At 72.1% G+C, this 22,521-nt stretch carries 21 protein-coding genes; 12 read left to right on the forward strand and 9 right to left on the reverse strand.

Annotation, left to right across the window (positions count from 1 at the left end; all coding sequences use genetic code 11):
• Positions 1-76: 76 nt before the first annotated feature.
• From BLV05_RS05380 to BLV05_RS05410, 7 genes are all read right to left on the reverse strand, one after another.
• A complete protein-coding gene (locus BLV05_RS05380; RefSeq protein ID WP_046767037.1) occupies positions 77-982 on the reverse strand; it encodes a type II secretion system F family protein in 906 nt (301 codons plus the stop codon).
• A complete protein-coding gene (locus BLV05_RS05385) occupies positions 979-1,887 on the reverse strand; it encodes a type II secretion system F family protein (protein ID WP_046767036.1) in 909 nt (302 codons plus the stop codon). The genes BLV05_RS05380 and BLV05_RS05385 overlap by 4 nt, the downstream gene beginning before the upstream one ends.
• Positions 1,884-3,479 (reverse strand): CpaF family protein, encoded by a 1,596-nt coding sequence (locus tag BLV05_RS05390; RefSeq protein WP_152690590.1) that lies wholly within the window; start codon positions 3,477-3,479, stop codon positions 1,884-1,886. The genes BLV05_RS05385 and BLV05_RS05390 overlap by 4 nt, the downstream gene beginning before the upstream one ends.
• On the reverse strand, positions 3,472-4,281 hold the full coding sequence (locus BLV05_RS05395) for a P-loop NTPase family protein (protein WP_046767035.1): 810 nt from the start codon (positions 4,279-4,281) through the stop codon (positions 3,472-3,474). Before BLV05_RS05395 ends, BLV05_RS05390 begins: the two co-directional genes overlap by 8 nt.
• Positions 4,281-4,979, reverse strand: coding sequence for an SAF domain-containing protein (locus tag BLV05_RS05400; protein ID WP_052762153.1), 699 nt, complete (start codon positions 4,977-4,979; stop codon positions 4,281-4,283). The genes BLV05_RS05395 and BLV05_RS05400 overlap by 1 nt, the downstream gene beginning before the upstream one ends.
• A gap of 47 nt (positions 4,980-5,026) precedes the next feature.
• Complete coding sequence (locus BLV05_RS05405; protein WP_152690589.1) at positions 5,027-5,542, reverse strand: hypothetical protein; 516 nt, start codon at positions 5,540-5,542, stop codon at positions 5,027-5,029.
• A gap of 583 nt (positions 5,543-6,125) precedes the next feature.
• On the reverse strand, positions 6,126-6,947 hold the full coding sequence (locus BLV05_RS05410) for a hypothetical protein (RefSeq protein ID WP_052762151.1): 822 nt from the start codon (positions 6,945-6,947) through the stop codon (positions 6,126-6,128).
• A 254-nt stretch (positions 6,948-7,201) separates the two neighbouring features.
• Here BLV05_RS05410 and BLV05_RS05415 point away from each other — a divergent pair, with 254 nt between their 5' ends.
• The 7 genes from BLV05_RS05415 to BLV05_RS05445 all read left to right on the forward strand — a co-directional run bounded on the left by BLV05_RS05415 (position 7,202) and on the right by BLV05_RS05445 (position 15,842).
• Positions 7,202-7,528, forward strand: a complete 327-nt coding sequence (locus BLV05_RS05415; protein ID WP_157524204.1) for a hypothetical protein — start codon at positions 7,202-7,204, stop codon at positions 7,526-7,528.
• Positions 7,525-8,793 carry a conjugal transfer protein gene (locus tag BLV05_RS05420; RefSeq protein WP_046767033.1) on the forward strand — a complete coding sequence of 423 codons (1,269 nt, stop codon included), beginning with the start codon at positions 7,525-7,527 and terminating at the stop codon, positions 8,791-8,793. The genes BLV05_RS05415 and BLV05_RS05420 overlap by 4 nt, the downstream gene beginning before the upstream one ends.
• A 43-nt stretch (positions 8,794-8,836) precedes the next feature.
• Positions 8,837-9,169, forward strand: a complete 333-nt coding sequence (locus BLV05_RS05425) for a hypothetical protein (protein WP_046767032.1) — start codon at positions 8,837-8,839, stop codon at positions 9,167-9,169.
• Between the two features lie 53 nt (positions 9,170-9,222).
• Positions 9,223-9,975: a hypothetical protein gene (locus tag BLV05_RS05430; RefSeq protein ID WP_046767031.1), complete on the forward strand. Its 753-nt coding sequence runs from the start codon at positions 9,223-9,225 to the stop codon at positions 9,973-9,975.
• Positions 9,968-12,601 (forward strand): ATP-binding protein, encoded by a 2,634-nt coding sequence (locus BLV05_RS05435; RefSeq protein WP_082154955.1) that lies wholly within the window; start codon positions 9,968-9,970, stop codon positions 12,599-12,601. Before BLV05_RS05430 ends, BLV05_RS05435 begins: the two co-directional genes overlap by 8 nt.
• Positions 12,598-14,943, forward strand: a complete 2,346-nt coding sequence (locus tag BLV05_RS05440) for a hypothetical protein (protein WP_046767030.1) — start codon at positions 12,598-12,600, stop codon at positions 14,941-14,943. The genes BLV05_RS05435 and BLV05_RS05440 overlap by 4 nt, the downstream gene beginning before the upstream one ends.
• Before the next feature lie 119 nt (positions 14,944-15,062).
• Positions 15,063-15,842, forward strand: coding sequence for a J domain-containing protein (locus BLV05_RS05445; protein WP_083421278.1), 780 nt, complete (start codon positions 15,063-15,065; stop codon positions 15,840-15,842).
• On the opposite strand, the gene BLV05_RS05450 is transcribed toward BLV05_RS05445, so the two are convergent.
• Entirely contained in the window at positions 15,835-16,704 is an 870-nt protein-coding gene (locus tag BLV05_RS05450; RefSeq protein WP_046767028.1) for a hypothetical protein, read from the reverse strand. The two genes, BLV05_RS05445 and BLV05_RS05450, sit on opposite strands and share 8 nt — an antisense overlap.
• Positions 16,705-16,829: 125 nt before the next feature.
• Between BLV05_RS05450 and BLV05_RS05455 the strand changes: the two genes are divergently transcribed.
• The 5 genes from BLV05_RS05455 to BLV05_RS05475 all read left to right on the forward strand — a co-directional run bounded on the left by BLV05_RS05455 (position 16,830) and on the right by BLV05_RS05475 (position 21,985).
• The gene (locus BLV05_RS05455) at positions 16,830-17,435 is read left to right on the forward strand and encodes a YbjN domain-containing protein (RefSeq protein ID WP_052762149.1); all 606 of its coding nucleotides are present in this window, start codon (positions 16,830-16,832) and stop codon (positions 17,433-17,435) included.
• Positions 17,436-17,529: 94 nt separating this feature from the next.
• Positions 17,530-18,900 (forward strand): CHAP domain-containing protein, encoded by a 1,371-nt coding sequence (locus tag BLV05_RS05460; RefSeq protein ID WP_046767027.1) that lies wholly within the window; start codon positions 17,530-17,532, stop codon positions 18,898-18,900.
• Entirely contained in the window at positions 18,897-19,703 is an 807-nt protein-coding gene (locus tag BLV05_RS05465) for a hypothetical protein (protein ID WP_046767026.1), read from the forward strand. Before BLV05_RS05460 ends, BLV05_RS05465 begins: the two co-directional genes overlap by 4 nt.
• A 99-nt stretch (positions 19,704-19,802) precedes the next feature.
• Positions 19,803-21,665, forward strand: a complete 1,863-nt coding sequence (locus BLV05_RS05470; protein ID WP_152690586.1) for an FtsK/SpoIIIE domain-containing protein — start codon at positions 19,803-19,805, stop codon at positions 21,663-21,665.
• Positions 21,666-21,676: 11 nt separating this feature from the next.
• Positions 21,677-21,985, forward strand: coding sequence for a hypothetical protein (locus BLV05_RS05475; protein WP_046767024.1), 309 nt, complete (start codon positions 21,677-21,679; stop codon positions 21,983-21,985).
• A gap of 18 nt (positions 21,986-22,003) precedes the next feature.
• Here the strand turns inward: BLV05_RS05475 and BLV05_RS05480 are convergent, their stop codons facing one another.
• Positions 22,004-22,477: a hypothetical protein gene (locus BLV05_RS05480; protein ID WP_046767023.1), complete on the reverse strand. Its 474-nt coding sequence runs from the start codon at positions 22,475-22,477 to the stop codon at positions 22,004-22,006.
• Positions 22,478-22,521: the final 44 nt, after the last annotated feature.

Raw genomic sequence — 22,521 nt, forward strand, 5'->3', positions numbered from 1 at the left:
TGTAGGCATGTCCGGGGAGACTTCTGTGACGTGCCAGGACCGGGGAATTCCTGACTGAGGAAATAGCGGACAATTGTTATTCGAGCATACGCATCACCGTCGGAGCCGCCAGTAGTGCCATGAAAACCACGCCCAGAAGTGCGACGGGCATGACCATTCGTTCGCTGTCGGCATTGGCGCGGGCGTGCTCCGCCGACAGGGTGGCGTCACGCAGTCCGCTGGCGCGGGCGCGCAGGCTCTCGTAGACCGTGGCGCCCTCTTCGCCGGACAGCCGCATGATGTCGGCGAGGTCGTCGAGGTCGTTGACGCCGAGTTGCACCGAGAGTGTGTGCAGGCCCTCCCACGGCGTCGTGCCGGACCACCGGGCCCGGGCCAGCTCTTCGCGCAGCCGCTGGAACACCCAGGAGTCGCCCACCTCGGCGGCGTTCTCCAGCGCCTGGGTCGACCCGGCGCCGCCGGCCCGCTCGAGCGCCACGAGGTCGATGTAGGCGCCGAGTGCCCGGGTGAACTCCTCGCGGGCGTTGTTCGCCTTCGACCTGGTCTCGATGTCGGGCAGGAACCACATGACGACGGCGAGGATGAGGCCGACGAACGCCGGCACCGTGAACGGCAGCGAGATGCCGGTGATGGCCAGCGTCAGCGTCAGGATGGCCGGGAACGCCAGCCCGAGCAGCGCCCACAGCGCCTTCTCGCCGTAGTACCGATAGGCGGGGATGCGCAGCAGGTCCAGTTCCTGACGCGGCAGCCGGAAGCCCACCAGCGTCGGCAGCCGCTGCTCGAGGAACCGGCCGAGGCGGTCCTGGAACAGCGAGCTGCCCTGGCTGGTCTGCGGCTCCAGCGACCGCGTGGTCTCGGTGCCGGTGTCGTGCAGCCGGCCCAGCGTGGCCCGCAGGTGCGGCTGCGCCGGGACCAGTTCGCGCACCACCAGTGCCAGGCCGAGCCCGGCCAGCGCGCCGGCGAGTATGCCGAGTTCCCAGATCATCGCGCCTCCGCCCGGGTCGGTCCGCTGGACGAGCGCAGGTCCCAGCCCATGATCCGAGGCAGCGGGCGGGGCTTGGTGATCTGCCGCATCCACAGCAGGCACAGCACGTAGCAGCTGAGCAGCACGATGAGGATGATCTGCCCGATGGCCGAGCCGTACGGCTCGATGTAGGCGCTGTTGAACGTCATGAACCCGAGCACGACCAGCGTGATGAGCGTGACCATGCGCGCCGTGGTGCGCGGCTTGGACCGGTCGGCCTCGATCTTGCGCCGCACCTGGACGTCCTGCGCCACCGTCGCCGCCAGCCCCTCCAGCACCGCCGCGAGGCCGGCACCGCGCCGCGTCGCACCCAGGATCAGCGACGACGCGATGAGGTCGCCGGTGGCGTCGGCGAGGTCGTCGGCGAACGCGCGCAGCGCCGCGACCGTCGGCCAGCGGGCGCGCAGCCGCGCCACCAGCGTCGTCACCTCCGGCCGCAGCGCGTCGGGGGTCGACTTCATGGTCGCGGTGATGGCCTGCTCCAGCCCGACGCCGACCGTGAGGACGCCGGCCAGCGACCGCGTCCACTCCTCCATCGCCTCGAGCTTGACGACCGGGGTGGCCGACGGCGGCGGCGCGAGCAGCGCGGGCAGGCCGATGAGGGCGGCCGGCACCAGCACGACAAGGATCAGCCAGCCGGTGAGCAGCCAGGCGACCATGCCGCCGGCCAGGCCGATGCCGAGCAGGATGCGCAGCTGCCGTGCGGCGGGGTTGCGGCCGCCGGTCAGGCTGATGAACCTGGCCTTGATCCGCTGCCCGGACGTGGCCGGGCGCGCCCGCACCGGCTGCGGGATCAGCCCGAGCACGATCACGAGCACCCCGCCCAGCACCAGGATCGCCGCGAGCGCCGCGGCGAACGGCGTCACGGCGCACCGCCGTGGTCGAGCAGCCGCGGGTTGAAGCCGACCCGCTCGAGGTCGCCCAGCCAGATCGGCGGCGTGCCGGGCACCGCGCGGCCGTCGGCGCCGGGCTGGAACACGTCGGTGACGGCGGGCAGGCCGTGCTCGCCCGGCTCGATGGCGATGATCTCGCTGATGTACCGCGACCGCTTGCCGCCGGCGTAGCTCTGGTCGACCAGCTCGATCTGGACGATGAGGTCGATGTGCTCGGCGATCTGCCGGTACGCGAAGGACTCCGTGACGTGCTGCCCGGCCTCCATGGCACAGGTGACCAGACGCTCGATCGCCGCCCGGGCGGAATGCGCGTGCGTCGTCGAGAGCGATCCGGCGCCGGACTGCATGGCCTTGAACATCGGCAGCACCTCGCGGCCGCGCACCTCGCCGACGATGAGCCTGGACAGGTTCATGCGCAACGAGTCGAACACGAGGTCATCGAGCGTGATCTCGCCGATGGCGCGGCCGTCGGGCCCGCGCTCGCCGCTGCCCGGCCGCGCCTCCCAGGCCACGATGCGCCGGTGCCGCTCGGGCATGTCGTGCAGGTGCAGTTCGTACTCGGTCTCGATGGTGCCGATGCGCTCCATCGGGTCCAGCTCGTTGGTCAGCGCGCGCACCAGCGTCGTCTTGCCCGCGCCCTGCGCGCCGGAGACCACCAGGCTCTTGCGGGCGCGGACGGCGGTGGAGAGGAACGCCGCCGCGGCCGGGCTGAGCATGTCGAGGTCGACCAGTTCCTTGACGCCGATGTCGGTGAGCCGGTGCTTGCGGATGACGGCGACCGGCCGCGGGGTGATCCACGCGGTGGCCGCGAGCCGCGACCCGTCCCGCAGCCGCAGGTGCAGCCGCGGGTTCGACGGTGAGAACGGCCGCTCGTTGGTGCCCGTTCGGGTGGCCAGGAACGACAGCGTCTCGATCAGCTCTTCGTCGCTGTCGGCCACCGGCGGGCCCTCGACGATGCGGCCGTCGTCGTAGATCAGGTGGACGTTGTCGTGCCCGTTGATCTCGATGTTCTCGATGCCGGGGTCGTCGACCAGCGGCTGCAGCCGGCCGAGCCCGAACAGCGCGGCCATGATCGCGTCAGCCAGCTGGATCTGCTCGTCGGGCGTGATGATCGGCAGGCCCTTGGTGAGCGCCCGCTCGGCGTGGTCGGCGAGCAGTTCCACCACGATGCTGCGGCCCAGCTCGCGCCGGCCGGCGTCGTCGAGGCCCTCGCGGCTGCGCAGCGCGTGCGCCAGCTGGTCGGCGGCCTGCTCGCGGTAGGCGCGGACCAGGCCCCAGTCGACCTCACCCCCGCGGCCCATCGGCCGCAGCACGCCGCCGTTGCGCTCGAGTGCGGTGAGGTCGTCGTCGCGGCGGGCGTGCTGGCCGCTGGGCCCGCCGCGGCCGCGCTGCGCCGTGGCGGAGGCGAGCCGGGCCTGCAGCGACCGGCGCAGGTCGGTCTGGCCCGGGCCGCTCAGCGAGTGATGGGTGTCGCCCCACTCGTCGCCGGAGCCGTTCCCGCCGTTCGGCTCCGTGAACAGCGGCAGGTTCTCCAGGCTGGCCGCGGCGTTCGTGGGGTCAGCCATAGGTGTGCTCCTCCATCAGGGACTCCGCGGCCGGAGCGAGGCGGGTGCGATGGCGGTCGATCAGCTCGTGCACGGCGCCGATGACGACCCGCGTGCTGCGGAACAGCGGGGCCGCCGCGAATCGCCGTCCGTACGCCGCACCCACGCTGAGCGAGTCGGAGGCCGCCTGATCCCAGGCCACGGAGGCCAGCACCGGGACGCTCAGGGCGGAGTGGATCTCGCGGGCGCGGTACGGCTGGCCCTCGCCGATCAGCAGCATCGCCAGCGTGTCGTCGCCCTGGCCCAGCTCGACGAGGTCCTCGCGCAGCAGGTTCACCCGGGCCCGCGCCGAGCTGACGGCCGGCAGCGTCGTGCGCGTCACCAGCAGGACGGCGTCGGCCGAGCGCAGCAGCGGCATCGGCCCGTGGCGCATGCCCAGCCGCCCGGCGTCGACGATGACGTCGGTGCCGGTGCGCTCCAGGTTCGCCAGCACGATGCTCAGCGGCGACCACAGCTTGTCCATGCTGGCCGCCTGCTGGGCGTTGACCAGCCCCGGGACCAGCCGGACGCGGTTCTCGATCAACGCGATGGTCTGGTCGTAGAACTTCTCGTCCAGCACGCCGCGCCGGTGCGCGACGGCCAGGCTGACCAGCCCGCGGTCGGGTGGGATGGTGCCGCGCAGGTACCCCGCGAGGATGCTGCTGCTCCCGGCGACGTCGGCCTCGACCAGCACGACCGGCCGCGGCCACAGCATGGCCATGGCCAGCGCCGCGGTCGTGACGCCGGGTGCGCCTCGGGCCGAGGTGAGAGCGACGACCGCCATCACTCACCCCCCGCTCGCGACAACAGGATGACGACGATGCGGGTGGTGGCGACGCGGGCGGCGAGATCGGCGGCGCGCACCTCGGGCAGGACGACGTTCACCATCCGCTGCCCGGTCTCCTCGTCGGTCGTGGTCGACACGACCCTCGCCTCGATCGAGTCGGGCGTCGAGCCCGGCGGGTTGTCCTGCGGATTCGGGGTGTCCACGATGCGGACGGTGTCGCCGGGACGCAGCGGCTCGCTGGGCAGCTGGGCGGCGGTGACCGCGACGCCGACCATCGACTCGCCCTCGGCCGGCTGGACGCTGCCGCTGAAGGAGTTCTCGGTGACCAGCGTGCCGGCCGGGAGGTCGACGGACGCGTACTGGCCGACCACCTCGTCCCTGCGGGTGTTGCGGATCGGGTCGAGCGCCGGGTCGGCGTTGATGCTCGCCGTCGTGAGGTCGTCCTCGGTGATCTGCTCGCCGCGGGCGACGTCCTCGCGCACCGCGATGACCTCGACCGTGTCGCTCATGCTCGTCGCCAGCCAGGCCGCGCCGAGGCCGCCGAGGGCGACCAGTGCCACGCCGAGGCCGATCAACGCCGGCCTGCGGCGCTGCTTCGGCGGTGCGGCGACGGCCGGTTCCAGCTTGGCCTCGGCGATGTCGAACTCGTCGTCGAGGTGATCGGGTACCGGCTGATGGGTGGGGGGCGAACTCATCGTTGCCGTCCTGCTTTGTCTGGGGAAGTGTGGTGGTGCTGGTGCCGCTACGTCGGGCCGTCGAGGTAGAAGGCGAGGGCCAGCGTCGCCAGCCGGCTGCGGGAACCCGCGCCGAGCTCGGTGACGAGCCGGTCCAGGACCTCGTAGTCCTGTTCGTAGAGGCGGATGTTGAGCGGTGAGAGGGGCTGGGCCACGGGAAGTTGGGGCTTCGCCGTGCGAGCGGTGAAGAGTCGGCCTCCAATGCTGTTGGACTCATTGTGGAGTTTGACCAGATGCTCGTGTCCGGCTTCGATCGCATCGATGAGGATCTGCCCGTTCGACCGGCCGGACCGCTGGCGCTCCGCCGCCACCACCGACAGCAGCGACGACGGCACGTGCACCACGCTCGCCCTGATGACCGGCGTGGCCTCGTCGACGGTGCCGGCGACGGGCTTGGCGACGGCCTCCGCGACCGTGTCGGTGCCGACCGAGCGGCGGGCCAGGACGTCGTCCAGGCCCGCGGGTTCCACCACTGGATTCGTGCCCTGCCGCAGGAACTCAGCGGTCGGAGTGCTCTCGGTCAACGCCGGCCTCCTCGATACACGTGCGAGGCCGCGCCCTGCACGGGCGGCCTCGTGGCATCGAGGGTATGTGACTCGGCCCACAACTGCATAGGCCGCGAATTGTTAAGTCTTGGCGAGCGTCTGGTGGCTGTATGACCCATGTATGGGCTCCGTCCGGGGCAGCCGAACCTCCCTGCCGGCTCGGCCGTTCAGCCGATCTTCACGTCTGACCAGGGTCGGCGCAAGCCGAACGGCCCACTTCCATGATCATCCCGCGTCCCGAGTGACGGACGTGAAGCATGTGGCCGGTTGATGCGCCAGAGACGGCCGTCGCTGCCACCGTCGGCGCTGCTGTCGGTGGTGGGTCCGGTGACACCAGGGCCAACAGTTGGCGTTCTGGTCACCCCGCCACGACGAACGACCTGCCCCGGGCCCAGGGGGCTGACACTTTCGAGAGCACGGACTCAGGCTCGTCGGCGGCACCGTCCGGGCCGTCGGTCCAGGATCCGGCACGTCCTCCCAATCTCCAGGTGGCCGGCGTCGAGGTGCGGCCGGCGCCTGGCGCACGCCTTCCTGCGGCGCCGCTTGCGTCGCCGGGGGCCGGTCACGCGGCCGCCGGCACGTCGGCGCGGAGCTGGCGGGCGACCTTGCGGATGGCGCGGCTGGCCCGCTGCCGCGCGGCCGGCCAGCTGAGGCCGTGCCGCTCCGCCGCCGCGGCGCCGCCCTCGATACCCGGAGCGGGCGTGTAGATGTCGAGGATCAGCGTCGCGTCGGCCGCCGTGATGGTGCCTGCGTCGACCGACCAGGTGAGCAGGTCGAGCAGCTCGTGGTCGGCTGTGGTGCGTTCGGACGCGGTCAGCGGCATGAGGTCGGCGGCCAGGACGTCGGGGCTCGTGGGGGTCTCACTGAGCTGATGGGTCAGTTCGCCGGTGACGGCCCGCAGCGTCTCCATCGCGATGTTCGCCGCGACCTTGGCCGGCCGCCGTTCGATCGGATACGTCGCGATGACGGTCCACAGCGCGGCGACGGCGGTGTGCTCGAGGCTCGGCTTCGTGTCGCGGCCGGCGCGCGTCGTCGCGATGCGGACGGCCTTGCCGAGCATCAACTGCAGCACGGTCCGCCCGGCCAGCGAGTCGCCGTCGCGGGCGAGGCGCAGCAGGGCGAGCAGGATCCGGTCGGCCCGCTCGGCGCCGCCCGCGCCGGACGTGGCGACCGCGAGCTCGACGTCCTCGAGGGCGAGGCAGCCGGCCAGCTCGGGGTGCCGCCGGCCCCACTGGGCGACGGCGGGTTCGGTGCGCGGGTCGGCGCAGAGCCGGCTCCATTCGGCGTTCAACCGGCCCACGAGACTGGCGTCCGTGCGGCGGCGGGCGCCGGTGCAGGTGGTGTCGTGAACGGTGTCGTATGCGGTGTCGCCAGGTATCGGCATCGGGGTGTCTCCTCCGGGGTGGATCGACGCCTCAACCGTGGTCCGAGGGGCTTGCCCCCGCACTTGCCCGCAAGGCTCCGGCGCGGGTTCTTCCTCTTGCCCGGTTCGGGAGTGCGCAGGTCAGCGCCTTGCCCGATGCCCGTGATGGTCCGAATGCCCGATCTTCCGGCACAACCCGCCCCGATCACCCCGTCACAAGACGCCATCCGCCCACACCTACGCAGACAACCGACCCGCCGACCGAGGAGCCCGAGATGACAGAGCGCTTCAGTAACCGGCAGTCCCTCATGGACGCGGCGACGGTTCTGGCAGCGCGACGGGCCATCGACCGCGAGCTCGCTCAGCTCGTCGCCGACCCCTTCGATCGCGACGCGGCCAAGCGGCTGCACGACGCGGTGGGCGCCAACGCCGACCGCGCGCAGGAGGCGCTCGAACGGCTGGTGCACGTGACGGAGTTGCGCGAACCGTGGGAGTTCGGAGCGGTCGGCTCAGACCCCGGTGCGGGCTCGGACGGTGAGGTGGCTCCGCCGTCCTCGAGCCCGCACCGGTACGACGCGGCACACGAGGAACCGGCACCATGAAGACCAACTGGGGCTTCGGGCCGCCGAAAGAGCCGAAGGAGCCGAAGGGCACCGACGGCGAGGGCCCGCGTGACACCGCCGCCGCCGACACGGCGCGCTCCGAGCAGCACACGTGGACGGGCGGCTCCCAGCTCGCCACCCGCGTGGTGGTCGGGTTGCTGTGGGCCGCGTTGATCGCCGGACCGCTGGCGCTGGCGCTTCAGGTACTACTCCCCGAGAACCGCCCGGTGGTCCGGCAGGACGGCTACGTCGACCGCATCGGTGAGGCGGCCGCCGTCAGCGAGTTCGCCGAGCGCGCCGTCGTCGCCTGGCTCGAGACGCCGGCCGAGCGGTCCGACGCGCTGCGCGCCTACTTCGGCGACCTCGGCCTCAGCCGGGCCGACGTCCCGTGGACCACCTCCGGGTCGGCCGTCGCCGAGATCGTCAAGGACGACAGCGGCCTGTGGTCGGTCACGGTCGGCGTCGACGCGGCCGAGGGAAAGCCGCCGGCCGACGCCGAACCCGCGGCGGAGCCCGCCGAGGACACGGCGGAGACTCCGGCCGAGACCCCCGCCGAGGACGATGCCAACGCCGAGGACGACGCCGGCGAAGGCGAGGACGGCGAGGCAGAGCCGGTCCAGCGCATCACCGCCGGCCGCCTCTACTTCCAGGTGCCGGTCCTCTACGTCGACGGCGAGATGATCGCGCAGGCGCTGCCCTCGCCGGTCCCGGCGCCCGACGAGTTCGACCAGCTGGCCTCGGCCTACGACCACGGGCTCGCCTCCGACCACCCCGCGTTCGCCCGGGTGGCCAACTTCCTCAGCGCCATGCTCGTCAGCGGCGACCAGGCCTCGCTCGAGGCCTACAGCAGCCCGGGCACGTCGTTCCGCGTGCTGAACCCGGTGCCCTACGCCGGCGTCCAGGTCGAGACCATCGTCGCCGCCGGCGGTGACGCACCGAGCGAGGAGCCGTCCGACGGCGAGACCGCCGAGGTGCAGGCCAACGTCACGCTGAGCGGCTCCAACGGCGAAGAGCTGGGCGCCCAGTACGCCCTGGTGCTGCAGGCCCGCGAGGGACGCTGGGAGGTCGCCCAGCTCCGCACATCGCCCGCGCTGGCCGAGCCGGTCCCGCTGCCCGAGCCGGTGCCGGTCACCCCCACCCCGACTCCTGGGACGAGCACCTCGCAGGGGACCTCGTCCCAGGGCCCAAGCCAGACACCGTCCGACGAACCGACGAGGGAGGCCGGATCAGACCCACCGACAGGGTCGACCACCGAGTCGCCCTAGCGCACCCGCACCACTCACCGTCCCGCTATAAGGAGAAGGAGCCATGAGCCTCATCAGCGGACTCACGGCGACGGCACCCGACCTCGCCAGCTCGTCCATCACCATCCAGGCCGGCCTGCTCGACTGGACCTCCGAGACCGCGACGAGTCTGCGGGGAGTCCTCCAGGTCGTGGCCATCACGGTCGCCGTCCTGTTCGTGGTCTACAAGGCGGTCCAGTCGAAGTTCGCCATCGGCACGATCATCGTCTCCGCGCTCGCGGCCGGCGTCTTCATCTGGATCGTCTTCAACGTCACCTCTCTCGACGACACCGTCGGCGAGGACCTCCCCGGGTCCGGAGCGCCGCAATCGACGCCATCGCAGGTCGATCCGGCGTAGCGACGCCGGGCGACCAGGCCGGCCACGAGACCCCAGGGCGGAGGTGACGATCGATGGCCGAGGACCCGGACGAACTGGAAACCGTCAAGTACTACACGCGGGCCCGGAAGTTCCCGCAGCTGCTCGGGCGGATGCCCGACGGCACGAAGATCCCCGGCGGGCCGTACACGGTCCAGCAGCTCATCGCGGCCATCCTCATCATCGTCGTCGGCGGCCTGACCATCGACACCTGGGGAGTCTTCGGGGTCTTCGGCAACATCGCGGTGCTGTTCGGCGCGGCGTTCGGTGCTGTGTTCCTCATCGGCCGGCTGCCGATGAACGGCCGCAACCCGCTCTACGCGCTGCTCGGCCTGTACCGGGCGATGAACTCGCCCGCGTCGGGCCGGTACCAGGGGCGGCCGGTGCGGTTCCGCCGGCCGCGGCGCGTCCACAACCGCACCAGCGTCTACCTCGGACCGCTGCCCGGCACCGATCCGTGGGCCGGACTCGCGCCCGGCGTCACCGTCGCCGCCGGGGAGCTGCCCGACGGATTGTCCGACGGGTTGCGGCGACGGCTCGACCGGACCCCGCCACCCGAGGTCGAACCGCTCGACGCGCCGGCCACGGCGATCGAACCGGTCGCGGCGCAGGTCGCCGCGCCGCTGAGCGGGGTGCAGGCGCTGCTGGCCCTGCTCCCGGCCGACCAGCAGGACCAACCACCCGCGAACGGACGGCGTGCCGCGCCACGTCCGCGGGGCCAGCAACGCACCGCCGTCCGGCACGGGAACGGCGAGGTCAGCGATTCGTGGGGTGAGGACGATGCGTAGTCCGGCGCGGGCCATGGCCGGCCATCTGCTCTGGTCGCGGGGCGGGACGGTGTGGGCGACGTGGCGGCTGCAGGCGTTGCCGTACGGGTTCCGTCCCGACAAGGACAAGCACGGTGTGCGGGCGGCGCACCAGGCGCTGCTGCGGGCGCTGCCCGGCGAGGCGCTGCTGGTGGGTGCCTGCGCGGCGCTCGACCCGGCGGCCATCGTCGAGCGGATGATCACCGGCATCCCGCTGGAGCACTGCCCCGAGTGGGCGGCCGAGTGCGAGGCCACCCTCGACACCCTCGACGACCTCGCACTGGGCCAGCGGACGTTCTGGCTGAGCGCCCCGCTGCGCAACGGCGGCCGGTTCGGCAACCTCGGCGAGTCCTTCCGGGCCGCCGTCGACGACTTCCGCGACCAGCTCGCGCTGCCGCGTCACGGCATCTCGCCGGCCGAGCTCAAGGTGCGCACCGAACAGGCCCGCAAGGTCGAGCTCGGCATCCCCGCCGTGTTCCGGCCCCGGCCGGCCTCCGTGGCCCAGCTGGTCTGGCTGTACCAGCACACGATGCAGCGCGGCCTGTTCGCCGACATGGACCTCCCCGAGACCCGGGCCGACCACGAGGCCGCCGTCATCCCCCGTCACGGCGTCCTGTGGCCCGACGCGCTGATGGACGAGGGCGGCCAGGCCGAGCTCGACCGCAAGCAGCTCAAGAGCTGGAACCCGCTGCGCCGCAAGTACCTCAAGATCACCCAGCCCGACCAGCCCGACGCCGTGTCCTACCAGGGCCTGCTGGCGCTGGCCGACACGCCGGCCGACGGCATGGTCTTCCCCGGCGGCGAGTACCTCGGCCGGGTCGACGACGCCGGCCTCGACGTCGACTGGGCGGTGCGGCTGCACACCCGCACGCGGGAAGAGGTCATCGCGCGCAACCGCCGCGCCGTCGCGAACCTCAACGACCAGTTCCTCCAGCAGGAGGGCCAGCTGACCACGGGCATGCACGCCATCGAGCGGTCCGCGCGCGATCTCGCCGAGTACGAGGCGCTGTTGTCGGCCGACGATCTCGAGGTCGAGGTCGAGGCGACGGTCATCTTCTGCGTCGCCGGGCGCACCGGCGAGCAGGTCATGGAGCAGGCCAAGGAGCTGCAGGCGTTCTACGGAGCCTCCGGGTTCAAGCTGACGCACCCGCTGGGCGCCCAGGAGGACCTGTGGTGGGCCATGCTGCCGGGTGCGCCGTTGTCCAAGTCGGTCCGCGAGTTCGCCCAGATCACCACGTCGCACTCCTTCTCCGCGTCGGTCCCGGTGGTCACCTGCGACATCGGCGACAGCAAGGGCAGCCTGCTCGGCCTGAACATCTCCACCGGCCAGACCGGCGTCGTGCACCACGACCCGGCCGGGGCGACCACCCGTCTCGACGTCTCCGGCTCACTCGCGATTGCGGGTGAGCTGGGCGCCGGCAAGTCGGTGGCGTTGAAGAAGATCGCCGCCGACACCGTCGACCGCGGTGGCCGGTTCATCGCGTTGGACCGCACCGAGTCCGGTGAGTGGGTGACGATGGCCCGCGCGCTCACCACCCCGACCGTGGTGTCCGTCGTCGAGCCGACGATGAGCATGGACCCGCTGCGGGTGTTCGACCGGCACACCGGGTCGCGGGTGGCGCAGTCGTTCCTGACGCCGCTGCTGAACGTGTCGCCGACGTCGGAACGCGGCGTGCTGCTGTCGGAGGTGCTCGAGGTCGGGTACCTCGCCCGGCACGGCATCCGCGGCCTGGGTGACCTCACCAAGCACCTGCTCGAGAGCTGCACCCTGGACGGTGCCTACGAGCTGGGCCGGCTGATGAACGTCTTCGCCCGCAAGGAGTTCGGCCGCGTCATCTTCGACACCTCGCTGCCGCCGGTCGAGCTCAGCGACCGCGCGATCGTGTTCTGGACCCGCACGCTGGAACTGCCCGACCGCGACGAGTTGCAGCATGCGCACCTGTTCGAGCAGATGAAGCTGGAGAAGATCTTCGGCCGGGCGATGTACGCGCTGATGGCCAGCATGGGCCGGCAGGTCTGCTTCGGCGACCGCTCCGAACTGGCGCTGTTCATCGTGGACGAGGCCCACCACGTCACCGCCTCACCCGAAGGCGAGCGGGAGATCACCGTGTTCGTCCGCGACGGCCGCAAGCACCAGGCGGCGGTCGCGTTGGGCAGCCATGACCCCGAGAGCGACTTCGGCGACGCGACGTTGCGAGGCCTGATCCCGACCCGCATCCTGATGCGGCACCGCGACAAGACGCTGGCCAAACGTGGCCTGAAGTGGCTCGACCTCGACCCCGACGACGAGTCGCTGGTGGCCTTGATCACCGAGCACACCAGCCCGGTCGGACCGGACGGCGTGCCGGAGATGCGCCGCGGTGAGGCGCTGATGCGCGACGCGCTGGGCAACGTCGCCCGCATCAAGGTCATGCCGCCCTCGCGGCCCGAACGCTTCGAGGCCATGAAGACCTCGCCGCCGGAGGTCGTCATCGGCGGCCGGACGGTGGGTGGCGCCGGCGCCCGGCTCGACGGCGCGCTCGCGGCCCGAGCCGGCGTTCCCGCGCTCGAGGGCGGCGACGGCCCGCCCGAACTGGAGGCCGGCACCGTCGGGTCGAGGCCCGCATGAGCGTCGTCGCCGGTGCGGTCACCATCGTCGCCGAGGCCTGCCAGGTCCCCGGCGGCGACGGCCTCGGCGACCAGTTCATCAACCCGACGGGCAACTGCGAGCTGTCGGCGTTTCACGTGCAACTGTCCTTGGCCGGCGGCATCACCGACCCGTTCCACCTGATCTTCAAGGTGCTCATGACGATCACCTGGGCGATCTACCAGTTCCAGGTCATCGCGCTCGCGTGGGTCACCGACTTCGTGCTGGGCATGTCGTGGCTCGACTGGTTCACCGGCATCGCCGGCGACTTCCAGGACTCCATCGCCGGCATGTTGTCGAACCTGAACATGTATGCCGCGATGCTGACGATCACGGCGTTCGTGTGCATGATCTGGATGGCCAGAGGCATGTGGGGGAAGGGGCTGGTCCAACTCCTGTTGTCACTGATCATCGCGAACTACGCGGTGGCCGCGATCAGTTACGACGCGCAGCATCCCGACAACAACCTCGCCCCGATCAACCCGATCACCTGGCTCGTCGGCGACAACGACAACCAGGAGGGGCTGCTCTACGACGCCCGCGACACCTCGCAGTACCTCGTCGGCCAGATCGTCAACGATGACGACTATCTCGACGACCTCACCAGTCCGGAGAACGAACAGGTCAGTCCGGGCGAGAGCATCCTCAGCACGTTCCTCTACCACCCGGCCATGCTGGTCAACTTCGGCTACATCCTCGACGGCGACTGCGAAGAGGCCTACGTCGTCGCGTTGTCCCACGCCGGTAACAGCACCTCGAAGGACGACCTCCGCGACGATCTGGAGGACCGCGACCTTGCCGGCCGCGGGTCGGCAGCCGACGGCGTCGACACCGGATCGGAACTGACCGACCCCGGCACCTGGTGGGGCGGCACAGGCGACGAACCCGTCGACTACGACCCCGAGGTCTGGAAGGTCGTCGGCAGCTGCCTGAACGACGAGGTCGACACGTTCGCCAAGATGGCCCGGCCGGACAGCTGGATGGCGCAGTTCGCGATCCAGCCGGCCGTCACGATCCTCGCGGTGCTCATCCTCATCATCGCCGGCGTCGTCTTCATCGCCGGCCTGTCCGCACTCGTCCAGTGCATCAAGCTGCTGATCACGCTGCTGCTGGCGATCCTCCCCGGCGGCGCCAGATCGGTGCTGTGGCGCAACGTCGGGCAGTTGTTCGCCACCGTGCTGATGCTGATGTTCTGCATCGTGTTCCTCGGCGTGTTCCTGCACGTCGTCACCGACATCATGGCCGCCGGGCGAGCACCCACCGGCAACCCCGACGACCGCTCCGTCCGGTGGGCCGAGATCGGCAAGTTCCTGCTCATCGACCTGCTGCTGATCGCCGGCATCGTGCTGTTCTGGCGCGGCCGCGGCGCCGTTCACGAGACCAAGGACCGCGTGGCCGCCGCCATGGCGTCGAAGTTCAACCCCGGTGGTGGCGGAGGCGGCGGCGGGTTCGGCGGCTCGTCCCTCGTCCCGGCGGGCAGCGGCCCGGGCGGTGCGATGCGCCGTCTGAACGGCTTCAACGCCATGGGCGACGCGGCCCGCAACGCCGGCCTGCGATCAGGCGGCGGGCAGGGCCGCCTGCAGGGCGTCATCCGCCGCACCAGCGGCCTCGTCGGCCACGTCGGCATGGCCTGGGCCACCGGCGGCGGTTCGCTCGCCGTCAAAGGTGGTGCCATGGCCGCGAAGTCGACGGTGGTCCGAGGCGCCGCTCGCGGCGCCGGCGGCCTGGCCAGGCGCGGCGCCATCGCGCTCGGCGAGAGCAGCAGGAACGTCGCGCAGGGCGGTATCGCCGCGGCACGTCGCAGCCGCGTCGGCGTGGAGCTGGCCCGCACCGCGACCCGGTCGCGCGGCCGCATGCAGCAGTTCGGCGCCTGGACCAGCCGCGGAGGGGCCGATCTGCGCAACCGGTACCGAGGCAAGGTCGCCGAAGCCGGCCAGTCCGGTCACCTGCCGGTCGACGGGCTGCGGTCGCTGGCCCACCGGACCCGCAGCGGCATGGCCGACGGCGTGGCCCGGATGGCCGGCGGCCGGTTCGGCACGGCGGGCATGTCCAACCGCGCCTATCACGCCCGCGAGGACGCCAAGGCCGGCCTGGTCAAACGGAACTACGAACGGCGCATGCGGGCCGAGGAGGCGCAGCGGACCTACCAGCGCTCCGACGACCGGTACCAGTCGGCGCGGGCGCAGGCCGACCTCACCCGTCGCCGGCACAAGGCGCAGGCCGACGCCGAGGCCGCCGCGCGGCAGAGCAAGCAGCAGCTGCGCCGGAGGAACCGCGACGACGCCCGCCGGGAGTGGGAGCGGCGCCGGCGGGACGGCTCGTGACGGTCGGCCGGCGAGCCGGCGACTCGATTGCGTGTGATGATCGTGCATGCCTACGCTCGCTGTGACCGGGCTCATCCTGGGGGTGGGGGAGTGACTCGCACCAGGTCCGACGGGTCGAGATGACCGACGTCGACTACTACGAGATCCTCGACGTCCGTCCGACGGCGACGGCGGCCGAGATCAAGGCCGCGTACTACCGCGCCGTCCGCACGGCGCACCCCGACGCGGGCGGCACCGCGGGCATGTTCCGCCTGGTCACCGACGCCTACCGGACGCTGTCCGATCCGCAGTCCCGGGCCGCCTACGACGCCGGGGCGCGAGGGGTTCGTGCTGACGCGCCGCCCTCGGGTGCCGAGGCGACGCCGGAACCCGCCTGGGGCGACGAGGTGCGGTGGGAGGCCGGCGGCACCGCGCAGCCGAGGGGAACGGGTCAGGCGTCGGAGACGCTGAGCGAGGAGCATCGGCCGTCGTGGAGCGAGCGGTGGGTGCAGACTCCGCGCGGCACGGCGGCGAGCCGCTGGGGCGGCTGGGTGGCAGCGGCCCTGTTCGCCCTGCTCACCGCCGTGTTGTTCCTGGCGCCGGGGTGGATCCGCCCGTCCGGCGCGGGGTCGGACCTGCTCGGCTTCCACCTCGACCACCCGCTGGTGCTGGCGATCGTGGTCGTCGGCTACGCGGTCGTGGCCGTCTTTGGGTTCATGGGACTGCTGTGGGTTCCGCTGACGATGCTGCACCTCGGCGTGTTCGTCCTGCTGGTGGTGGGCTGGCCGCTGGCGTACTGGGACCTCGCGGAGCCGTGGGAGCGGCTGGTGTTCGTCAGCCTGGCGCTGGTGTGGCTCGTCTACGCGGCCGCGATGACGGCGGTCCCGCTGTGGCAGGCGGCGCGGTCGCGGCTCAGGTGAGCGCCCGGCGGCCGGGGTCGCCGCCGGTCAGCCGCGGCGGCTCGTTCGCGCCGATGGCGCGGTCCTGTTCGAAGCTGGTCCACTCGGAGTGCTCGGCGGCGCCGAGGCGCGCCGTCAGCGTCTGGACGTGCCACGGCGCCGCCGCGAGCGCCATCTCGGCCTCGGCGGCCGTCATGCGGCGCGGCACCTTGATCGAGCGGACCGCGTGCAGGGCGATCATCGTGTCGCCACCGACGCGGAGCAGGCCGGCCTCGTGGAGCTGGGGGACGTCGCGGCGCGAGCCCTGGTAGAGGTACTCCTCGACGACCTCCGGCTCAGGGACGGACGTGAGCAGCTGGCGGCGCACCGGGCCGGGCAGCAGCTCGATGATCTCGGGTCCGTCCGCGTCGTCGGCCGGGTCGTCCGGACCAGCGGCCGTCCCCGTCACCACGTCGACCGGTACCATGCCGGATCGCTCGCTGACCTCGCCGACGAACGGGTGCGAGCCGACCCCCAGGCGCCACGGCGTGCTCGGCCGGAAGCGGTTGCCGTCCAGCGGCTCGAGACCGCGGATCGCCTCGATGAGGACCAGCCGGGATCGATCCACCGCCCAGGCACCGGCCCGCTGGAAGACCTCGCCGCCGCGGCGCCGGGTGCGTGGCGCGGTCGCTCCGGCGACGAACGGATCGCGGGGAACGCAACCGTGGTGCTCGAGCACCACCGTCACCTCGGCCGGGATGCGTTCCCAGCTGTGCCAGGGACGCTCGGCGGAGCCGTCGAACGAACCGTCCAGCGTCGAGGCGGACCGGCCCACGTCGATGTCGACCTCGCCGCGGGCGCGGGGCGAGAGGTCGCGGGGGGCGGAAGAGTGATCGTCGGGCATCGCGTCCTCAGAGGGCGGTCGTGACCAGCACCACTGTAGCGGCGCGAACCGGCCGCCCGGGTGTCACAGCCGGTGTCGTCGGCGCACCTACAGGGGTAGCACCGGACGCGGAGAGGACCACGGGCATGACCGACACCAACGGGTACGGGCCGCGTAGCCAGCTCGACCGGCTCAGGGCGATGCCCGGCCCGCAGCAGTCGCTGAGCGGGCCTTCGCCGGCGGCCTCGGCGGCGAACGCCGGCGCGCTGGTACCCGCCCGTGCCACACCGGAACCCGTCGTGGACGCGCCGGCCCAGCTGGTCCCGCTCACGTTGAGCACCGTCGCCGCGATCCTCGACGACATGCAGGCGAAGTACTTCGTCGACGGCGACGACGCGATCGGCGGCATCTGGGAGAACGGCTACTTCTACTTCTTCCTGCTGGCCGAGGAGGGTCAGGCGCCGGTCTTCCAGGTCTACGGCCAATGGGAGCGGGCGCTGCCGGAGGACATGTACGCGCCCGCCGCCATCTTCGCGAACGAGTGGAACGCCGAGCGCGCCTGGCCCAAGGCGTTCGTCCGCACGCTCGACGACGAGTCGGTCGGCCTCTACGGCGAGCTGACCATCGACTTCGGCCCCCTCGTGACCCACGACCAGCTCGACCGCGCCGTCAACGCCGGTCTGTCCAGCTCGCTCGCGCTCTTCGCCGAGGCGGCCCTCACCTTCCCGGAGGCCGTCGCCATCGAGCTCTGAGCGCCGGACAACTGTCACAGAACCGGCGTCCCAGCGACCTACACAGATGTCCGCTCGAGGCCGCCGTAGCGGGCGCCCGGATGGAGGGCGGGGTATGGCACAGGGTTCGGTCGCCGCCGGCGGGGCCGTCGTCGCGAGGCGCACGAAGACGAAGCCGGCGCGCACGCCGGGCGGGCAGGGCTCCGGCCGGGTCCGGAAGTGGATCCTCGGCATCGCCCTGCTCACCGTCTTCGGCGTGGTCGGCGCGGCGTCGCTGGCGTTCGTCCCGGTCGCCACCATCATGGCGCTCTGGTGCGAGATCACCGACCGCGCCCCGCTGGCCGAGTGCACCATGACGCCCGGCGGCCAGGTCTGCACGGGCGGCGCGACCCTGGCGAACGTCCCTGAGCCGTGGGCGGAGATCTTCACCGCCGCCGGCGACGAGTTCAGCGTCGACCCCGCGTATCTGGCGGCCATCTACCTGAGCGAGAACGGCAACGCCTGGAAGGACCTCGACACCGACTGGCCGAGCTCCGGCTGCTGCCACGGCCCCATGCAGTTCAACACCGGCGCCGGCACCTGGGACGCGTACAAGTACAGCGCCGGCGGCGGCCCACCGGACTACATGGACCCGTGGGACGCGATCTTCACCGCGGGCAACCTGTTCACTCATGCCGACGGCGTCTACGGCAGCGTCACGGCCGAGACACCACTCGGCGACGTCGCCAGCTGGGATCCCGGCACGTTCGTGTACTCGGCGGCCAGCTACAACGCGGGCCCGGCCGGCAACTGGAACAACGACGAGACCCGCCGCTACGTCGAGAACGTCCACGCGCTCGTCTCGTCCAACTTGACCCAGGGTGGCACCGGCGACTACGGCCAGTACGCCACCTACCCGCCGCCGCACGGCATGGGCGCCGGCGAGGGCGAGGACGGCGAGCAGACCGAGGGCGGCGGGTTCGCCGGCTGCGGCGGCATCAGCGGCGGCGGGCTCGACGGGGTGGTGCAGATCGCGGAACAGGAGTACGCGAAGGGCATCGTCGAACAGCCGCTCGGCAGCAACTGCGGGCCCACCATCAGCGACACCTACATCGCCACCGGCTGCGAGCAGTGGTGCGCCGACTTCGTCAGCTGGGTCTTCCAGACGGCCGACCTCCCGTTCCAGGCCGAACCCGGCACCCAGATGTACTTCTGGCGACATCCCTGGCAGATCCCTGCCGTCATCGGCATGAAGGCGTGGTTCGAGTCCGGCGGCCACGGCCAGGAGTTCATCCCGGTCGGCAGCGCCGGCCCCACGAAGCCGCCCCGCCCCGGGGACGTCATGATCTACTCCGGGCACGTGAGCATCGTCGTCGAGGTCGACGAGGCCAACCGCACGCTGATCACCGTCGGCGGCAACGAGAGCAACCGCGTCTCGCGCTCGTCCGGCACGTTCAGCATGGGCCCGAGCGGGCCGGTGCTCGGCTACGGGCGGATGAACCCATGACCCGCTCGCGCTCCTCGCTGCTGCTCGCCGGCGTCGCGGCGGTGCTCGCCGTCGTCGGGTTGCTGCTGGTCTTCGGTGGCGGTGGGGATGACGATGGAAGCGGCGGCTCCGCGGAAGGTTCCGCCGGAACCGACGATCCCGTCGCCGAGCCGACCGGCGGTGGGCCCGACGGGAACGACGCCGGCGTGGGCACCACCCCGCCGGACGAGCAGCCGACCGGCGCCGAGTCCAGCACCGAGGCCGGTGGCGACGCCGAGCCGCTGGAGCCGTCCGACACCCCGACCGCCGCGCCGACCCCTGCCCCCCGTCAGACGCCGACTCTGCCGCCCGGCATGCGCCAGCCCGAACCCGTCGTCGTGCCCGACCCCGCGACCGTCGACGGCGCCGACCCGACCGCCGTCGCCGTCGCGGCCCTGACCGCCGCGTACAGCTTCGACACCGCGCAGGACGCGTCGTCGGAGGACGCGATGGCCCGGGTACAGGACTGGCTGGCCGCGCCGTACGACTCCACCGCCTACGACCTCGACGGCCTGAGTCAGGACGTCCAGCGCGACTGGGAGCAGTGGTCCGCGCATCAGGCGTTCGCCTCGATCAACGCCATCGAGCCGCAGACCACCGACGTCGACACCGCCGACACCGCCACCCGCGCCGAGCGCCGGTTCTACGTACGTATGACGCCGATCGGCCGCGACGCGTGGAACGGCGCGCTGGTGGAGCACCAGTGGTTCGCCTTCCTCGAACGCGCGTCCGTCTCCGAGCCGTGGCGCCTCGTCGAGCTGCAGACCCCGCTGGCGCATCGCTGACGCCGTCGCCGTGTCTTCATCGCTGAGCCGCCCCTTGTCACAACACCCCATGCGAGCGCACCTTCGATAGTGAGGACCTACCGACCGAGAGGCGGTCCCGTGGCGCCACATGACCCGGTGGACACCTTCGCCGTCTCGTCCGGGCCGCCCGACCCGGACGGCAGGGACGACAGGTTCGCGTCAGCGCGCCCGGCCGAGCCCACCATCAAGGGCTTCACGCCGTGGCAGCTGGCGGCCAGTGCGGTCGGGCTCGCCTTCCTGGCCGTGTCGATGTGGGCGATCCTGACCGCGCTCGACGAGCCGGGCATCGGCGTGCTCTTCCTGCTGCCGACGCTGGCGTGTGCCGGCGCGACGTACGCGGTGTCCGTGCGGCGGCGGCTGCGCGACGGCGTCATCGCCGACCTCGCCGAGTCGCTGGCGCAGCATCTCGGCGTGCCCGACGCGTCGTACCTCGACATCGACGCGCGGCAGTGGCAGGGCGGGTGGATCGGTGTCCCGCACGTGCTGAACATCCAGTACCCGACCGAGGTCGACGACTCCGCGCCCGACTGGCCCGGCGGCGTCGCCGAGGCAGTGCACCAGCAGCTGGAGCACCAGTACACCATCGGCCGGCACAACGTCCGCGGCCACCGGGTGACGCTGCGCGACCCCACTCGCACCGGTGGCGCGCTCACGCCGGAACCGTCGGCGCGGGTCGATCGCGCTCGCGACGCCGCCCGCCGGGCGCTGCCCGACAAGGTGGCCCGGCCGGTGCCGACGCAGGCCGACCTGACGTCGTGGCTGGTGCCGCTGGGCATCGACGGCACCGGCACCCGGGTCGGCTGGAACCTGGCGGCGCCGCAGGGCCACCTGCTGGTGCTCGGCCGCTCGGGCGCCGGCAAGAGGGTGCTGCTCACCGGCATCGTCGTCGAAGCGGCGGCGCGCGGCTGGCCGGTGTGGATCATCGACCAACGCCGGGTCGACCTACTGGGCGTGCGCGACTGGCCGAACGTCCAGATCGTCGCGTCCACTTTGGACGACCAGATCGTCGTGCTGAACCAGGCCTGGCGCGAGATGGAGGGCCGGGTCGCGCTGATCGAGTCCGGCTCCAGCCGCAGTGAGCTCGAGCCGCTGGTCGTCGTCATCCACCACTTCCGCGAGTTCGCCACCGCCGTCGCCGACGCCGCCAACCGCGCGGGCCAGGGCACGGCCGCCGCCTCGCTGGCGCACGACCGCGTCACCGACCTGCTCCGCCACGGCCGCCAGGTGAACGTCTACGTCGTCCTGAGCATGCAGCGCGCCGACGACCCACTGCTGCGCCAGGAGAACCGCGACGACATCGGCGCCGTCGTGGCGCTCGGCCGGCTCGACAGCAGCGTCGCGTCCGTGCTGTGGGGGAGCGACCGGCCCACCGAGCCGGCCGAACCCGTGCCCGGCCGGGCGACCATGCAGTCCGGCGACGCGAAACCGGTGCTCATCCAGTGCTACTGGACGCCCGACCCGCGCGAGGCACGCCGCGTCAACGACGAACAGGACCTCTACCTGCTCGACGCGCTCCGGCCGAGCGTCGTCACGCACCCCGTCCTGCACGTGCAGCGATCGCGAGCGCTGGCCGACAGCCCCGAAGCGTCCTGGCGGGTCAACCTCAACGCCGACCTCGCCGAGGGCTACGGCGCCGGCACGTCCGGGCTGGCCGACTGGAGCCGCGCCCGCACCTCGGGCGGCGGGTCGTCCGCGGCGGCGTCCACGCAGGTCGAGACGTCCGGCTGGTCCGAGATGGTCATGGTGTCGCAACTGCAGGCCGGCAGCCTCGCCCGTCTCGACGACGAGACCGGCTGGGTGATCATCGAGCAGGTCGAGCCGATCCAGAACGACGGCACCAAGCTGCTGATCCGCTGGCGCGGCAACGACGGCGCCGGCTCGCAGGTGGTGTCGCGCACCCGGGCGGTCCGCATCAGGCACCTCACCGACGGCATCTACTGAGGACGCGCGCCATGGCCGACAACGTCTCCGACAACGACGTGTTCATGATGTTCCTGGCCGCGCCGCTGGCCCTCCCGGTGGTGGCGCCGCTGGTGTTCAGCTCGTGGGAAGAGGGCCGCGAGTGGATGATCGAGCGCGGCTTCATCGCCTCCGCCGACGACGCCGTCTGGGAGGTGCCCGGCTGGGACGGGGCGGGCATCAGCGGCGCCCACATCGTGCTGCTGGTGTGCCTGGTGCTCTTCGTTCTCGCCCTCGGCAGCATCCTCACTCGGCGCAACCGGAACCGGAAGATCGACACCGAGGGCTGGGGCACCGGCTGACCCGCCGGATGGCGCCGGTCAGCGGGTGGCGCCGTCGGGCCAGATCACCTCGACCGGCAGGCCGAGCTCACGCGCCTCCCTGACGACATCGGCCGTGCCGCCCCAGCCGCGGGCGGGCCGGCCGTCCCAGACCGCGTAGAGCAGGTCGGCGTGGCGTAGCAGGTGCCTGCTGGCGGCCATGTGCGCCTCGGGGTCGGACTTGGTGAACTCGAGCCGGCGCACCTCAGCGGCCTCGGCGAGGAGTGCGTCGTACGCCGCGTGCGCCTCGGCCGGGAGACCGGCCCGGTACTCCGCCGCCGGTACGACGGCGACCAACCGCCCGCCCGCGTCGAGAACGGCCCGCGCGAACACCTGGTCCGCGCCGTCGGCGAGGCAGGAGATCCCGGCTAGCCCATCGGCTCGCACCTGGGCGAGCCGCTCGCGGATCGCGTCGTCGACCAGCTGCGTGGTCGCCGGGTCCAGCTCCCGGTGGCCGGTGACGGCGATCCTCATCGCTGTCGGCCCGCCCGGGCGACGACCGGACGGCGGGCCCGGAT

The organism is Jiangella alkaliphila, assembly GCF_900105925.1.
Taxonomy (GTDB): Bacteria; Actinomycetota; Actinomycetes; order Jiangellales; family Jiangellaceae; genus Jiangella; species Jiangella alkaliphila.